Annotated in this window: 12 protein-coding genes; 10 read left to right on the top strand and 2 right to left on the bottom strand. The window is 68.1% G+C overall.

Features of this window, described 5'->3' with window-relative positions:
* Positions 1-74 precede the first annotated feature (74 nt).
* Entirely contained in the window at positions 75-3,680 is a 3,606-nt protein-coding gene (locus tag RX333_RS04060) for an AAA family ATPase (protein WP_316013639.1), read from the bottom strand.
* Between the two features lie 340 nt (positions 3,681-4,020).
* Between RX333_RS04060 and RX333_RS04055 the strand changes: the two genes are divergently transcribed.
* The 5 genes from RX333_RS04055 (at position 4,021) to RX333_RS04035 (ending at position 9,819) form a co-directional block, all read left to right on the top strand.
* Positions 4,021-4,974, top strand: coding sequence for a homocysteine S-methyltransferase family protein (locus RX333_RS04055; RefSeq protein WP_316013638.1), 954 nt, complete (start codon positions 4,021-4,023; stop codon positions 4,972-4,974).
* A 421-nt stretch (positions 4,975-5,395) separates the two neighbouring features.
* Positions 5,396-6,037: a GNAT family N-acetyltransferase gene (locus tag RX333_RS04050; protein WP_316013637.1), complete on the top strand. Its 642-nt coding sequence runs from the start codon at positions 5,396-5,398 to the stop codon at positions 6,035-6,037.
* 53 nt (positions 6,038-6,090) lie between these two features.
* On the top strand, positions 6,091-6,651 hold the full coding sequence (locus tag RX333_RS04045; protein ID WP_316013636.1) for a GNAT family N-acetyltransferase: 561 nt from the start codon (positions 6,091-6,093) through the stop codon (positions 6,649-6,651).
* Between the two features lie 172 nt (positions 6,652-6,823).
* Positions 6,824-9,052: a vWA domain-containing protein gene (locus tag RX333_RS04040; protein WP_316013635.1), complete on the top strand. Its 2,229-nt coding sequence runs from the start codon at positions 6,824-6,826 to the stop codon at positions 9,050-9,052.
* 2 nt (positions 9,053-9,054) lie between these two features.
* Complete coding sequence (locus RX333_RS04035) at positions 9,055-9,819, top strand: hypothetical protein (protein ID WP_316013634.1); 765 nt, start codon at positions 9,055-9,057, stop codon at positions 9,817-9,819.
* A 289-nt stretch (positions 9,820-10,108) separates the two neighbouring features.
* Here the strand turns inward: RX333_RS04035 and RX333_RS04030 are convergent.
* Positions 10,109-10,815 (bottom strand): IS5 family transposase gene (locus tag RX333_RS04030; RefSeq protein WP_410056043.1). Its coding sequence is split into 2 segments (ribosomal slippage): positions 10,109-10,254 and positions 10,254-10,815, totalling 708 coding nucleotides; the frame shifts between segments, so codons are not numbered across the junction.
* 658 nt (positions 10,816-11,473) lie between these two features.
* Here RX333_RS04030 and phnC point away from each other — a divergent pair.
* The 5 genes from phnC (at position 11,474) to RX333_RS04005 (ending at position 16,170) form a co-directional block, all read left to right on the top strand.
* Entirely contained in the window at positions 11,474-12,307 is an 834-nt protein-coding gene (phnC, locus tag RX333_RS04025) for a phosphonate ABC transporter ATP-binding protein (protein WP_316013633.1), read from the top strand.
* Between the two features lie 69 nt (positions 12,308-12,376).
* A complete protein-coding gene (phnD, locus tag RX333_RS04020; protein WP_316013632.1) occupies positions 12,377-13,297 on the top strand; it encodes a phosphonate ABC transporter substrate-binding protein in 921 nt (306 codons plus the stop codon).
* A gap of 62 nt (positions 13,298-13,359) precedes the next feature.
* Complete coding sequence (gene phnE, locus RX333_RS04015) at positions 13,360-14,229, top strand: phosphonate ABC transporter, permease protein PhnE (RefSeq protein ID WP_316013631.1); 870 nt, start codon at positions 13,360-13,362, stop codon at positions 14,227-14,229.
* Positions 14,226-15,554, top strand: a complete 1,329-nt coding sequence (gene phnE / locus RX333_RS04010; protein ID WP_316013630.1) for a phosphonate ABC transporter, permease protein PhnE — start codon at positions 14,226-14,228, stop codon at positions 15,552-15,554. Before phnE (RX333_RS04015) ends, phnE (RX333_RS04010) begins: the two co-directional genes overlap by 4 nt.
* Position 15,555: 1 nt before the next feature.
* A complete protein-coding gene (locus RX333_RS04005; protein WP_316013629.1) occupies positions 15,556-16,170 on the top strand; it encodes a chloramphenicol acetyltransferase in 615 nt (204 codons plus the stop codon).
* The last annotated feature ends 234 nt before the right edge of the window (positions 16,171-16,404 follow it).

Here is a 16,404-nt window from a genome sequence, read left to right as displayed (position 1 = left end):
GCGAGGGGCGGCGCCGCACCGATCCGGTCCTGCGACCATCGGGGACGCATGGTCCGCAGCGGTCTCGGAAGCGGTCAGCCCGTGGCCTGCAACAACGCCATCGCATCTTCGTCCGACAAAATGCATGGAGCGTATTCCTGGGCTGCGCGGATCGTCCCGGCCGCCGCCGCCCATCCGCGCGTGCCATCCGGATCCGAACGGGCCAGGGTGTCGAGAATCCGCAGTTCCACCGCCGGGAGGTCGACCTCGCGCACCCGAGGGAGGAGCGCTTCGAGCCGCGCGGGATCGACGTCGGGGGCGTCCCGAAACGCATGGCAGGCCAGCGCGGCCTCGGCGGACAGCCGGATGAACAGGCTGAGCTCCTCGCTCCGAACCGCGGCGAGGAGCTGCGCCTCGGCCTCGGCCTCGGTCGTTTGCAGTCCGGGGGGCTGCAGGGCCAGTTCCGCGGATCGCGTGTCCGCCCATTGGACGAAGTGCAGGAGCTCGGAGTCGCGCGCGACCTCGGCGGACCTCGCGAAGATCCGCATGGCGTCCTCGCGGCGGTCCGCAGCGGCGAGCACCTCGCCCAGCGACAGGAAGGCGACGAACAGGTCGACGGGGCGGCCCGTCGCCTGGCCGGCGGTGACCAGCTCCCGCCCGCGACGAACGGCCATTTCGGCATGACCCAAGGCGGCATGACAGCAGGTTTGCAGGTGGCGGAGGAACACATACCGGGTCAGCACGAAATCCCCCCGCTCCCGCGTGCGATCGTCCCAGAAGGAGCCGACCTTCTCGAGCGCGGCGAGGGTCGCGGCGAACTTGCCTTGCGCGAAATACGACCGGGCGCGGACCATCGCGGCCTCTGCTTGCAGGGTGCGATCTCCGATCCGGTCGGCGGCCGCGGCGGCTTCGTCGCAATAGGTCAGCGAGGCCGGGAACCGGCCATTGTCGGACGTGTAGTAGGACAGGTGGATGCACGCATCCACGAGGAGCCGGTCGTCGCCGAGGTCGCGGGCGATCTCGCGAGAGCGTTTGAGGTTTTGCCACATCGTCTCGGTATGGGCGAGGGGGTGCAGCGGGCGCTGCCACGCGAGGATCTGCGCCTCGGTCCGGCGATGTTCGGGTGTCGGGGGAAGGGCGCGGGCGCTTTGGAGCGCGATGGCGAGCATCGCGTTGGCGAGCGGATAGGACGATCGCGCGACGGCCTGCTCGGTCGCGCAGAGCGCCAGCTCGACCGCCTTGGCGAACTGGTCGCTTTCGAGCGCATGATGCGCGAGCATTGCGCTGAGGGTCTTGTCGCCCGCGCGCCAGTCCGCGTGCCGCAGATCGACGACCCTGGCGTGCAGGTCCTTGCGCCGGCCTGTCGGGATCGCCTGGTAGGCGGCCTCCTGAACCAGCGCATGCTTGAAGCCGTAGACGCGCTGCGGCAGCGACCGGATGCGGTAGAGCAGGTCGCCGTCCGCGAGTTCGGCGATGGCAGCCTCGTAGGCATCGGGGCGGAGCCCGGACAGCGGTTGCAGCAGATCGTCGGCAGGTTCCGATCCGAGGATGGCGGCGGCCTCGATGGTCCGGCGCAGATGGGGTGGAAGGGCGTCGATGCGGCGGGTGAGCAGGCTCGCCACCGTCTCGGGGACCGGGCGATCCTCCCCGTCCAGGGCCGGGTCGAGCCGTGCGATCTCTTCGAGGAACAGCGGCACGCCTCCCGATCGTGCGGTGATGTCGCCGGACGCATCGCGGCCGAGGTGGGCGAGCAGGCGGATGCTCTCGGCCTCCGACAGGGGAGCGAGCGTCAGGGCGCGCAGGCCGGTGACGGTGGAGAGGTTGAGGTCGGCGCCGGGGCGCAGCGTGACGATCACCAGCGGGCCGTCGCGGTCGAGCGACCGGACGATCCGATGGGCGAGCGTCGCGCCGTCCTCGTCCGCCCAATGCGCGTCCTCGATCAGCAGCACCGCATCGCGGCCCGCCAGCAGTTGAACCGCAAGCAGCAACGCATCGGCGATTGCCTGCAGGTGTAGGCTCCTGGGCATCTCGCCGGTGCCGCCCGTGTCGTCGCGCGTCGCGAAGAGCGCCTCGACCGGGGCGATCCGGCGGCGCAGGGTGGGATCGGGGATCACCGCATCGAGGGCGGTCACGGGATCGTCGGCCACCCTGTCCCCGATCAGCGAGGCCAGCACGGAGGCGAAGCGGGCGATGCCGCCGCCGATCTCGCTGGAGTGGAACTGCACGCGCAGCAGGTGCACGGGCCCGAGCCGGGTGAGCGCCTCGTGCACGAAACGCGATTTCCCGATCCCGGCCTCGCCCGTGATCGCCACGGCCCTCGGACCGGCTGCCGCGGCGAGGGCGTGGACCTCGTCGAGCTCCCGCTCCCGCCCGATGAAGGGGGTCAGGCCACGTGCCTTGCGGATGTCGAAGCTGCCGCGCGAGAGGATCTCCCCGACCAGTTGCCAGACCGGAACCGGTGCCTGCCCGTCCGACTGAAGGGGGGCCGCCGCCGTGAACGAGAAGGCCCCGCAGCAGGCCGCAGCCACCCTGTCGGTGAGCAGGACGTCGCCGCTGGCTGCCGCCTCGGCGAGGGTCTGTGCGAGGTGGACGGCCGGAGAGCCGCCCCGGTCGTCGCCGATCAGGGCGCGGGACGTGTCGACGCCCACGGCACAGTCGAGACGCGCGATCTCGAACGCGGCGAAGGTGGCGGACAGGGCCGGGCTCTCGTCGGGGCGATCCACGCCGAAGATGCAGGACAGGCGGTGCCCGGCCCGGCCCTGGACCAGACCTCCCTCACGCCGCACGGCCCGCTCGATGGCGTCGGAGGCTTCGCGGCTGGCGGCCTCCGCATCCTCTGGGTCGCGGTGGCGCAACGCGGCCAGCAGGCGGTCCGAGACGATGTGCATGACGGCCACATGCCGAAGGTGGGGCAGGGTCGCGTCCGCCTCCCGGTCCGGGGGCGAGGCGGTGGGGGCGCGCGGTGCGGTGGCGATCGCCGGCTGCGTCCGGTCCTCTGACGCGGGCGGTTCCGCCCGGATTTCCTCGTAGAGCGCGGTGGTGGAGGGATCGACCGAGACCGACAGATCGGCGCGGATCCGTCGGCCCGTCTCGCGAAAGAGCTCCAGGGCCGCGTTGCGGCGGCCTTGCCGCCAGAGGGCGGTCATCAGCATCCGCAGGGCGTGCTCGTCATAGCCGTCGAGCACGAGATGGCGCCGCGCGAGGCTTTCTAGATCGGAGAAGCGCCGCCCCGACAGCGCCGCGGCCTCGGCCCGTTCCAGCCGGGCCATAAGGCGGGCGCGCAGGTCCGCCCGCGCCGCGTCGAGCCGATCCTCAATCTCGGACTCGAACCCGCTCATGCCCTCGAGCGGCTGGCCGAGCGGAAGCGCCGACACCGCGTCGACGCGATCGAGCGCATCGATGTCGCGCGCGATCCGGTCGCCGTAAAGCTTGATCCAGCCGGGGGTCACGACCAGGGCATCCGAGGGCTCCAGCGCCGTCTTCAGCCGAAAGATCGCCTGCCGGAGCGAGGACCGTGCCTGCGCGTCGGGCTGTCCGGGCCAGAGCAGGGCCGCGAGTGTCGACCGGCTGAGCGCGACGTCGGGCTCGATGGCGAGGAGCGCCAGAATCGCTTCGACCTTCCGCGTCGGCAGGCGCACGGGCACACCGTCGAGGCGCAGCTCGAACTGACCGAACAGGTTGATGGCGACGCGCTGTTGCATGGCTCCCGTCGCTGAGACGTGCGGTGATTCTGGTGGCACGGCCCATTTGGGGGCCGAACGACCGGCGGGTAAACGAAGTTCGCGGTCTGCGCGGTTCTTTTAACGGCACTGTAACGGCAGGCCGACCCTGCGGGAAACGGAGGATGTGCACAGGAGCGGGCGTCAATCGAAAGGCACCCGTCATGTTCAAGTTCATCTGCAATTCGCTGCGTCGACGTCGCCGTCGCGGTCCGACACTTCCCACGAGCACCCACATGTGCCGCGATCTCGGGATCGACCGACGCGGGTCCGAGGAGGCGTTCCGCTCCGCCCGCGACTCCAATCCGGGGGGGTGGCTGTGATGCGCGCGCTTTACCGGAACGGGCTTCCGCAGGTCGAAGGGGCCGAGCTGCTGACCGATGCGGGGCTGGAGACGACCCTGATCTTCCTCGAGGGGCATGATCTGCCATGCTTCGCGTCCTATCCGCTTCTGGGCACCAGCGAGGGGCGGCAAGTGCTCAAGAGCTATTTCCAGCGGCATCTCGCCATCGCGGCCGATCACGGCACGGGCTTCCTGCTCGAGGCGCCGACCTGGCGGGCCAGCCGGGACTGGGGGGCGCAGCTCGGCCACTCGCCGGACGATCTGGCCCGGTTCAACAAGAGCGCCATCGACCTGCTGGTGGAGGTGCGGCGGGAGGCGTCGAGCGTCTCGCCGATCGTGATCTCGGGCAATATCGGCCCGCGCGGTGACGGCTACCAGCCGGACATGACGATGAGCGCGGAGGAGGCGCAGGCCTTCCACGCCGAGCAGATCGGCTGGTTCGTGGACACGGAGGCCGACATGGTCAGCGCCTTCACGATCTCGACCGTGAACGAGGGCGTGGGCATCGTGCGCGCGGCGGCCGAAGCGGGGATGCTCGTCGTCCTGTCCTACACAACGGAGACCGATGGACGCCTGCCGGACGGAACCCCTTTGGGCGAGGCCTTCGAGCGGACCGACGAGCTGACGGACGGGGGAGCGGCCTATTTCATGATCAACTGCGCCCATCCCGATCATTTCCGGGCCGCGCTTGAATCCGATGCCGCGTGGTTGCAGCGCGTCCTGGGTGTGCGGGCGAATGCATCGCGGCAGAGCCATGCGGAACTCGACGAGGCGGAGGAACTCGACGCGGGGAACCCGGCCGAACTGGGGCGCGACTACGCGCAACTCAAGCGGATGCTTCCCAACCTGCGCGTCTATGGCGGCTGCTGCGGCACCGACCATCGCCATATCGAGGCGATGGCGGATTGCTGCTGCCGGATCCGGGCGGCCTGAGCGGAGGCGGCGCAGGCAGGCATGGTCGGCGACCCGTTTGACACCCGGTCACGGTCCGGGACCAGGCGCATCCGATCAGCCCGCCAGTCGGGCTGCGGCGTTGCGAGGCCGGAGATGCGGGTGCGCTCGCGAGCATCTACCGCGCGCGGCTGTAGTGCATCTGGTCCCGCGCGCCTGCCGTCCGGAGCAGGTCGCGGCCCGACGCGCGGGGTGTCGCCTGCATCCACGGCGATGTTCGGTTCACCCGCTTGCCCCTGAACGGGAGCGGTGCGCCCGTCGGCCTCGGCGTTCTCTGCGCTCCGGGCCCTGTCCGTGTCTCCATGCCGACCCGGTTGTCGCCGGTCGGGGCATCGGCATCCCAAACATATCTGCCTCGCCCTGCCGCAGCGGGGCGCGGCGTCTCACACATGAGGACGATCCGATGATGACACTCGAAGAGCCGTTCCGGCTCGCGACCGAGCGCGACGCTCCGCAATTGGCGGAACTGGTCAACCATGCCGGGGAGGGCCTGCCGCTGCATGTCTGGACCGGTCTCGCCCGAGAGGGGGAGGATCCGTGGGCGATCGGGCGCGCGCGGCAGGCGCAGAAGGCGCATGCGGGCGAGGTCATCGTCGTGGACGAAGGCGGCGGGGCGGTTGCCTGCCTGACCGGCTATGCGATCGGGTCGGAGCCTCAACCCATCGGCACGGACATGCCCGCGCTGTTCCGACCCCTGCAGGAGCTGGAGAACCGCGCTCTCGACAGCTGGTATGTCAACGTGCTGGCCTGTCTGCCGGCAGCACGGGGGCAGGGGATCGGGTCGCGGCTGCTACTGCTGGCGGAGCGGATCGCGATGGCGCAGGGGATCGGGCGGCTGAGCCTGATCGTGTCGAGCGGCAATGCGGGCGCGCGCAGGCTCTACGACCGACATGGGTTCGCGGAAGTCGCGCGGGCGCCGCTCGTCAAGGAGGGGTGGGAGACCGGGAGCGACGCGTGGATCCTGCTCGCCCGGCCGGTTGCGGGGGCCGGAGCGTCCTTTGCCAGCCCCGAGGCGTCACATGTCACCACGTGGCGACGGACGTAGCGATGAGCGGTCGACCGCTTCGCATCCGCAAGGCCATCGCGAAGGATGCGCACATGCTGGCGCGTCTTTTCGACGAGGCCGATGGCGGACTGTTACGACCCCGCTGGGCCGCCGCGGCGGCGCCGGGTCAGACGCCCTATGCGGTCGGCGCGGTGGAGATCGTCTCGAACAGGACGCGGACCGCGCTGCGCGACGCCTGGGTCGCGGAGGAGGCCGGAACGGTCGTCGGCACCGTCCTAGCCTACCGGATGGTGGCGCAGAAGATCGGGACGGACCAGCCCTATGCGCGCCTCAAGGCTCATGTGGTCGGCAGCTGGTATGTCGACTCGCTCGCCATCGTAGAAGGTCGCCGGGGCGCAGGGCTGGGCCGGTTGCTGCTGCAAACAGCCAAGGAGGCGGCGCGGCGGGCCGGATGCACGACGATGTCTCTTCTGGTCTATGACACCAATGCGGCGGCGGCGGCCCTCTATGCCCGGTGCGGTTTCTTGGAAGCCGGTGCCGGATCGCTGACCCCCGATCAACCGTCCGGGGCGCGGTCCATCCGGCTGCTTCGGTGCGGTATCGGAGAGGCGTCCGAACCCGCCGTGGAGAGGGCACGCGCTCAAGGGATCTAACCTCGTCCATGATCGTCCTCGCGCGCGGTCGTTGCCACGATTTGAGGCGGAAGCCCCGCGGTTCGGCGCACCGAAATGACCACACGACGCGCTGCATCTACCAAATGGGAGTAGGCCGGTCCCGTGGCCCACGCCTACGACTCGGCGCACAAGGTCGATCACCGGAGTGCCCATGACCCGATTTTTCAGCTTCGCCCTTCCGCTGCTTCTGGGCTCCGCCCTTCATGCGCAAGAGGCCGTCACGGCCCGCACGATCATCGTCATGGACGGCTCCGGCTCGATGTGGGGGCAGATCGACGGCGTGCCCAAGCTGGAGATCGCGCGCCGCACGGTGGGCGAGGTGCTGGCGGACCTGCCGCGGGAGCGGGAGATCGGGCTGGTCGCCTATGGCCACCGCACGCGCGGCGATTGCGCCGATATCGAAGTGATGGTTCCCCCTGCCGCGGGCACTTCGGGCGCCATCCTCGGCGCGGTCGAGGCCATGCGGTTCCAGGGACGCACGCCGCTCTCCGCCGCCGTGCGCAGGGCTGCCGAGACCCTGCGCTACACCGAGGATCCCGCGACGGTCGTGCTCGTCACCGACGGGCTCGAGACCTGCGAGGCCGATCCCTGTGCCCTGGGACGCGAGCTGGAGGAGGCGGGCCTCGATTTCACCGCGCATGTCGTGGGCTTCGGCCTGACGGAGGAGGAAGGGGCACAGGTCTCCTGCCTCGCCGAGAACACGGGCGGGCGATATTTCGAGGCGTCGGACGGGGCCGCCCTGACCGATGCGCTGGATCAGACGCTGACCGCCGCGGCGCCGCCGATTGTGGAGGTCGCGCCCCTGCCGGACGCCACGCTGGAGGCGGCGGACAGTGCCCCGATCCTTGCCTATATCGATGTGGCGTGGACCGGACCGGGGGCCGAGGATGACTACCTGGAGATCGTCGAGGATGTCGAAACCCCGGGCCGCTGGCTGACCTTTGCCTATGTGGACCCCGACAGCGACACGGTCTCGCTGCAGATGCCGCCCGGCCCCGGCGATTACCTGATCCGCTACGTCTCGACCGAACGGCAGCACGCCGTTCTGGCGGAGCGTCCCATCACCGTGACCGAGGCGGAATTCGTGCTCGACGGTCCGGCCGGTGCCGCCCCCGCCGAGACGATCGAGGTGTTCTGGCGCGGCCCCGGCGGCGCGGAGGATTACATCGACATCCAGCGCGCCGACACCGAGGCGACCAGCGGCGAGACGTCCTGGGCTTGGGCGCGCGACGGCAACCCCGCCGCGATCCGCGTCCCGGTGGAGCCGGGCGACTACAACCTGCGCTACGTCGTGCAGGGCGTGAACAGCCGCGCCGTCGGGCTTGCGATCCCCTTCACCGTGACGGAGCCGAAGGGCGAGATCGTGGCCCCGGCAGCCGTGCGGCCCGGTGCCGAGTTTCCGGCGCGCGCCGAGGGGCCGGTCGACAGCGACTTCTGGGTCGATATCGTTCCTCCGGGCTTCGCGGCGTTCAGCGGGGAGATCGACTATTTCTACCTGTATGACGGCGGAGTGCCCGGCGTGGTCGAAAGCTCGCTGACCGCGCCCGAGGAACCGGGCAGCTACGAGCTGCGCTATGTCGTCGAGGACATGCGGGGCAACCGCACCGTGATCCGACGTCAACCGGTCGAGGTGCGCGCCGATGCGCCCGAAACGGAGGAGCTGCCGGGTCTTGCAAGTGAGACCGAGGCGACGGCGGAGCCGACCGCCCCGCCGCCGCCCCCCCCGCGCGCGCCGACTTCGACAACAGCTCCAACCGACGCCGGTGCCCCGGCCGACGCCCCCGCCCCGGCAGAGACGGCGCCCGCGCAGGACGCGGACCTGGGCGAGGATGTCGGGCAGGTCTGCGACGGCCCCGCTCCTTGCGACGTCACCCTCGCCACCGGCCTCGCCGTCACGCTGCCGGGCGGCTGGTTCACCGACATGGCGCACACGGTGGCCGAAGGCACCCGCGTCCGCTTCATGGGGCCGAAGGGCACGCCGACGCTCACCCTCAACGTGCCCGAGGCGCAGGGCACCTGCACGACCACCGCCGCCGGGCGTCTGTGTGGTCCCGATCGCAACGCCGAGGCATTCGGGCTGATCGCCGCCTCGCTGGGCGCGGCGCAAAAGGTCGGCGCGGATCGGCCGACGACCCCCGACGCGGCCATGTCGAATATGCTCGACGAGATCCTCGGCGCGGCCTCGGGCGGCAATTCCGAAGGGGCCGACATGATCCGCCAGGTGCTCGACGGCATGTCGATGGAGGACATCATGGAAATGGGCCGGACCGGCACGATGCCGGATGCCGACACACCCGGCGCCGAAGCGGGGCAGGCCATTCCCATCCCGCTCGGCGGTCGCGACCGCGACGCCCTTCTCGATCAGATTCTGGGACGCTGACCATGACATCGCTTCGCCGTACCGCCGCGCTTGCCCTCACCTTGTCGACGCTGCCCGCCCTCGCGCAGGACGGGCAGTCGAAGGTGCTCGTCGCGCAATGCACCGCCGGACAGGGCTGCGCCTGCGTGCTCGGTGCCACGACGATGGAGGAGACCGCCGTCCTGCTCGGCGTCGCCCCGCCGCCCGAGGGGTACGTGCTGCTGTCCACCGGCGAGACGCTCAGCTTCGATCCGCGTGGGCTCGACGCGCTGCACCGCGCGCATGGCGGCGATGGTGATTGCGAGATCGACCTGTTTCCGGACGAGCCCGCGGGCGAAGCCATCGTGCCGCGCGACGGGCTGTGGGCGGCGGAGGTGCGCGACGTCGCCTTCTCGCAATGCAACCCGATGATGGAGAGGATGCTGACCGCGTCCGGCGCGCTGAACCGCCCGCCCGAGAGCCGCCGCCTCGCCTGGGGCGGGCGGTTCGATCCGTCCGTGCTCGACCTCTACGCCGATCCGGGTCACCGCACCGTCTGGCGGCCTGCGGGCCCGAACGGCTGGACCGGTTCGATCTTCGAGGAAAGCGCCTGCGACGGCGACACCTGCAGCGGGGTCGGCGTCGAGGCCGAGATGCGGATCGCCTCGCCCACCCATATCCGGTCGAGCACGGTGCTCGACATCTCCAGCATGGTCCCCGACGCGGGCGGCATGGCGGAGATGGCTGCAATGGGCCTCGCCGCGTGCGAGGTCACCATGTCCTTCGATATCCGCCATATGGGCGACTGAGCGGGCCGCGGCGGGGTGGACGGGGGATTTCGGAGTGTCGCGCCGATGAGCGCTGTCCTGGAGGTCAGACCGTCACGGATCCGAGATCGGGGACCGCCTGGGCCCGGCTTGCATCGCTGTGATCCAGCGCGATTTCCTGTCCTGAAAGGCCGCTAGGTCGGGGGCAGTCTGGCAATGGCGATCTTCGATGGGTCTGGGAGGGTATGGCTGATTATGGGCGGAGTGGATGATTTCGGCGGGCTGGTTGGCCCCTACCTCGAACCTCCCAGGTCAAAGTACTGCACGCAGATCAGGCTCTGTTGACGAAGCAGAGGTGGCAGGCGGCGGTCTTGTCGTATCTCGTTGCGATACGGCATGCGTTCTTGAGCGTAATGATCAACCGCTCGACGGGGTTACGAAGGGCGTAGAGAGGTCGTCGATGGGCAGCCGCACCTAGCGGATTTTACGCATGGGAATGACTGGCGCGCCGCTACGCGCCTCGACATCGCTGCGTATGCAAATGGCAGCGTACCCTCTGTCGGCCAGCGGCACCTTCGGGTCCGGCCCGCCTCTCAACACCGGGTCGTACCCCTTGTAGTCCGGGATACAGCCGCCGGTGAACTCGGCCTTCATGGGCAAGCCGCCGCCATTGGTTCGGAGGTGAGCCTTGTTCGTAAAACCACCCTTTGAACGCCAAAAACCCTCTTTTTGAGTCTCCCCCTTGCACCTGCAGCACGACGGATGCGTCCAGACGATGGGACTGTCGATCATCTGGACATTGTGCGGCGCATCTTCGGTGTCGTTCAGAGCGTCGAGCAGCAGTTCCCGGATACGCGAGAGCGTCCAGCGCCGGATCTGTCGGTAAACAGACGCCCATTTGCCTAAGTGATCCGGAAGATCCCGCCATTGCGCGCCGGTACGGGCGATCCAGAAGATACTATCGAGGACAAGGCGATGATCACGGGGCGGACGGCCACGCTCGAACCCGGCTTCGGTCAGAAACGGCTTAAGGAACACCCATTCGGCGTCACTTCGCTACGACATCCTGCATCAAAGATTTTTAATAAATAAATCATTTTAAATAGTATCAAACTATAATTGTATTGGTTGTTTAATGCTTCGCCGTTTTCAACAAAAATCTGACTTTTTGAGTCTTCTAGACCGGTGTCAGGAGTCCAATTGACGAAGGATTCGCCCAAAGTTCGTGCTGCGCATCGACTTGGAGATAATGAATGTCCGGCTCCAGCAAGCCGCACTGCAGAGACACAGGTCCGCTCGGACTCCTGTCGAGGGCTGTGTCCTCGTCCGGGGGAGGGAGGTCGACCGGTTCGGGGCCGACATGCGGAAACTTCGCAATACCCCCTTTTGCCCTCTCGGCGGATCAAGGTCGGGATACGCGACGATGCAAAAGGCACAATGGACCGCGAGCGGATCGCTTACGAGACGTATGTCAGTGAGCGGATTGTAGCGGATCCCGTTCGGCTGATCCCTTGCTGCGGATTGGCTGGAGACGGCGCGGTTGCCGTCCGTCCACCTTAATCCTGCGGCCGGTGCGGCTGAACCGAGCGCCCCTCACTGTCGAAATTGCTTCGTCGAAGCGTCACCGAGGCGTCATCCTCGGCGTGTTCTCTCTCCCGGTCCGCGAATGCGTGACCCTGTCGGGAAGAGAGAGCCCATGCTGAGTATCGAGAAGCTGACCAAGCGATTTGGTCCCGCCACAGCCGTCGACGCCGTGTCGATCGAGGTGCCGCGTCCCGCGATGATCGGCGTCATCGGCAAGTCCGGGGCGGGGAAGTCCACGCTGCTGCGCATGCTCAACCTGCTCGAACGTCCCTCCGAAGGTGCGATCCGGTTCGAGGGGCGGGACGTGACGACCTTGCGTGGAGCCGAAGCGCGGGGCTGGCAGGCCGACTGCGCGATGGTCTTCCAGCAGTTCAATCTCGTGCCCCGTATGGATGTGGTCTCCAACGTCCTGCACGGAACGCTGAACCGCACCGGCACGCTGCGGGCGCTCTTCGCGCTCTGGTCTCAGGAGGACGTGCATCGCGCGATCGATATCCTGGCCCGTCTCGGGATCGCGGATCATGCCGCCAAGCGCGCCGAGGCCCTGTCGGGTGGACAACAGCAGCGCGTCGCGATCGCCCGCGCGCTGATGCAGGATCCGAAGATCATCCTCGCGGATGAACCCATCGCCTCGCTCGATCCGATGAATGCCCAGATCGTCATGGACAGCCTGCGGGCCATTCACGAGGAGGATGGCCGTTCGGTCATCTGCAATCTGCACACGCTCGATACCGCACGGCGCTATTGCGACCGGGTGATCGGCATGAATGCAGGGCGGATCGTCTTCGACGGCACGCCCGATCAACTTACCACCGGCGTCGCACGCGACATCTACGGCGCGGGCGACGACTTCTCCGAGGCCGCGACCTCCACGGCGCTGCCGGGCCGAGGCCCGGTCGAAACCGTGCGCGAAGCCGCGATCCACGAGGCCGAAGCGGCCGTCTGACCTTCGTTTTCCATCCGCCCGATCACCGCCCAAGCGCGGGGTCGGGCACTACTACAGCGGGAGAGACCCATGACCAAGACCATCGCAATCGCCCTTGCGGCATCCACCGTGCTGGGCGGCGCGGCCTTCGCCGAAGGCCATATCAGCCAGTTCAACATCGGCGTGCTGGGCGGCGAGAACGCGCAGGACCGTCTGGCCAACAACCAGTGCCTGGCCGACTACATCTCCGAGGCGCTCGGCGGTGTCGAGGTCAACATCTTCACCCCCGCCGACTATAACGGCGTGATCCAGGGCCTGCTGGGCGGCACGATCGACATGGCATGGCTCGGCGCGTCCTCCTATGCCGCGACCTATCTGCAGGACCCCGAGGCGGTGACGCCGGTTCTGGTGAAGACCAACCTCGACGGCTCCTACTCCTACCACTCCATCGGCTTCGCCCGTGCCGACAGCGGCATCACCTCGCTGGAGGACATGCAGGGCAAGGTCTTCGGCTTCGGCGATCCCAATTCCACCTCCGGCTTCCTGATCCCCTCCGTGGAGATCCCGCAGGCGACCGGCTCCACCATGGACTCGGGCGACTACTTCCAGGAAGTCACCTTCACCGGCGGTCACGAGCAGACCATCGTCGCGGTCAACAACGGTGACGTCGACGGTGGCGTGACCTGGGCCGACGGCCTGGGCGACTGGGAAGACGGCTACAACTCGGGCGCGCTGCGCCGTGCCTCGGATGCGGGCATCGTCGACATGAACGACCTCGTGGAGATCTGGCGCTCCAACCCGATCCCCGAGGGGCCTGTCGTCGTTCGCCAGGCTCTGCCCGAGGACGTGAAGACCACCGTGACCGATCTGGTGCGCAACCTGATCGACACCGACCAGGACTGCGCCTATGGCGTGGCCGCGGGGGAAACGGCGGGCTTCCAGGACATCGGCCACGACGCCTATGAGACGATCATCGAAGTGCGTCGCCGCATCATCGAGAACGAGGGCTGACAGGCCAAAGGGGGGCGGGCCGCGATGGCCCGCCTCCGCTCCTCCTGTCCACGGATGACTCCATGACCGACATCGCCCGATCCCCCGACGCGCTGACCGACCTGCGCGCCGCCTATGATGCACAGGTCCGCACGAAGCGCCTGTGGAACGGCGCGGCTCTCTCGATCTTCGTGGTTCTGCTGGTCTCCGCCTTCATGGTCGCGAACGACCGCAACGCGGGCGGGTTCTGGGCCGGGATCGACAACGTCTTCGACTTCCCGTCCGAGGTCGTCGCCGAAGCGTGGGAGAAGCGTGCGGCGATGCCGGGACTGATCGGCGAATATTTTCCCTCGCTGATCGAGACGCTGAATATCGCCGCCGCCGCCACGTTGATCGGCGGGCTGGTGGGAGCCTTCCTCGCCCTCCTGGTGACGCGTGGGCTTGCCCCGGTGCCTTGGCTCGTCGCACCGCTGCGGCGCGTGCTCGACACCCTGCGCGCGATTCCCGAGATCGTCATCGCGCTCGTTTTGATCTTCATCCTCGGCGGTGGGCCCGTGCCCGCGATGGTCGCCATCGCCCTGCACACGATGGGCGCGCTCGGCAAGCTCTTCTCCGAAGTGGCCGAGAACGCCTCCCAGAAACCGGTCGAGGGTCTGCGCTCCGTCGGGGCGAGCTGGTGGCAGCGCATGGCCTTCGGCGTCCTGCCGCAAGTCGGGCCGAACTGGCTGAGCTATGCGCTGCTGCGCTTCGAGATCAATATACGCGCCTCCGCGATCCTCGGTTTCGTGGGGGCGGGCGGCATCGGCTACGATCTTCGCAACGCGATGGCGTGGGGGCCGGGCCGCTTCGACGAGGCCGCCGCCATCTTCATCCTGCTCTTCGCGACGATCGTCGCCGTCGATCAGGGCGGCTCCGTCCTGCGAGAGCGGATGACCAAGGGAGCACGGGCATGACCCTCGCACAAGACGCGGCAGCACCGATCGCGCAACGCCGCGCGGCTGTGGAAAAGGTCCTCGGCCGCACACGGCTGACCATGCTGGGCGGGCTGGGGGTCATCCTGGCCTATCTGGTCTACGTCTTCTTCGCCTTCGACGGCCCCGGCCTCCTTGCCCGCGCGGACGGGGAGAATGCGCGGATCCTGATATCGGACATGGTCTCCTACAAGGTCCATGTCAGCCGGGACAACCGAACGGGCGACATCGAGGTGGCGTTCGAGGGAGAGCGCAAGGGACGCTACCCCGACGGGGAAAGCCCGGCATGGGTGATCCTCGGCGCGGACACCGTCGTGGATCTCGGCAACGGTCATATCGTGACATATGGTGCCGACAACTTCGTGCGCTACAGCGTGCCGGGCTATGGTGACATCACCGCGCAGCCCAGCCGCGCTGGCGGTGTGAATGCCGCCCTCCCCGCGCAAGAGGTCCCCGACTGGATCAACGCCTCGCGCAACCGCATCGTCGTGGATACCGATGCGGGTCGGTTCATCGTCACGCGCAACCGGACGGAGGTCTTCCGCTATTTCGCCGGGTGGGAATTGTTCTTCTTCACCCTCGACAGCCCCTATTCGGGGTTGAGCGCGGGCGAACTCCTCGGTCGTGCCTTCGCCGGCGAAGGCGGCGCGATCTGGGAAGGGTTCTGGGGCAACGTGATGTGGAATCACGGCCGGGTCGCCTGGGCGATCTTCGAGACGATCCTGATGGCGTTCATCGGCACGGCGGGGGCGGCGCTGATCGCGCTGCCGGTCTCGTTCCTCGCCGCGCGCAACTTCGCGCCCCTCGGTGCTTTGCGATTTGCCGTTCGACGCGTCTTCGATTTCGTGCGCGGCGTGGATGGACTGATCTGGACGGTCGTTCTGTCGCGCGCCTTCGGACCCGGTCCCCTGACCGGCGCGCTCGCGATACTCGTCACCGACACGGGAACCTTCGGCAAGATGTTTTCCGAGGCGCTGGAGAATGTCGATCCCAAGCAGGTGGAGGGCGTGCGCTCCACCGGTGCGGGCGGGCTGATGCGCGCCCGGTTCGGCGTGATCCCGCAGCTCGTACCCGTCCTGTTGAGCCAGGTGCTCTACTATCTGGAGTCCAACACCCGGTCCGCGACCGTGATCGGCGCGATCACCGGCGGGGGGATCGGGCTTTTGCTGACCCAGGCGATCATCACGCAGAAGGATTGGGAGGAAGTCACCTATTACATCGTTCTGATCGTGCTGATGGTCTTCGCGATGGACAGCCTGTCGGGCTGGCTGCGACGACGGCTGATCAAGGGCCGGGCGGAGGACTGACATGGCACGGCTTACGCCGGAGGCGCCGTTCCTCCACCCTGAATGCGAGATCAGCGACACGACCTTCGGGCGCTATTGCGAGGTGGGCCGGGGTACACGGCTCGCAAATGTCGAGCTGGGCGATTACTCCTACACGGACCGGTATGCCGACATTGCCAATGCACGGGTCGGCAAGTTCTCGAACATCGCGGCCTTTACCCGGATCGGAGCCACCGATCACCCGATGGACAAGGCCTCGCTGCATCACTTCCTGTACCGCTCGCAAGATTACTGGGACGATGCCGAGAAGGACGCGGCCTGGTTCGGGCATCGCGCCTCACGGATCGCCGTGATCGGACACGATACGTGGATCGGAGGGCATGCGATGGTCAAGCCGGAGGTCACGATCGGCCATGGTGCGATCGTCGCCGCCGGTGCCGTCGTGACTTCGGACGTGGCACCCTACACGATCGTGGCGGGCGTCCCGGCGGTTCCGCTGCGCCCCCGTTACCGCGAAGGGGTTGCCGAACGGATGATGGAGCTCGCCTGGTGGGACTGGGACCATGAGACGCTGCGCGCCCGGCTCGACGATTTCCGAACCCTGTCCGCGGCCGATTTCCTCGACCGCTACGCGTGATAGGGCGTTGGCGGGATCCTGTCCTTGGCAAACCGTGTGAGTGCCAGTCCGACCGGCACTCCTACGCCGTTGCGACCGCTTCCGCCGTGTGGACCGGCGTGCCCGGACCGGGTGCGAGCGCCTGACACCTTGCGACCGTGCCGAGACGGTCTCTAGCGTCAGAAGCTTGCGATCCGGCATCTTTCCCGCAGCCGCGATGGACTGTCTGAAGTGCGGAAGCCAACCCAACGAATG

The sequence above is a fragment of the Roseobacter sp. HKCCA0434 genome, assembly GCF_032464675.1.
Classification (GTDB): domain Bacteria; phylum Pseudomonadota; class Alphaproteobacteria; order Rhodobacterales; family Rhodobacteraceae; genus Pontivivens.
Note: the sequence above shows the minus strand (reverse complement) of the source record. Positions and strands in the feature narration are given on the sequence as shown.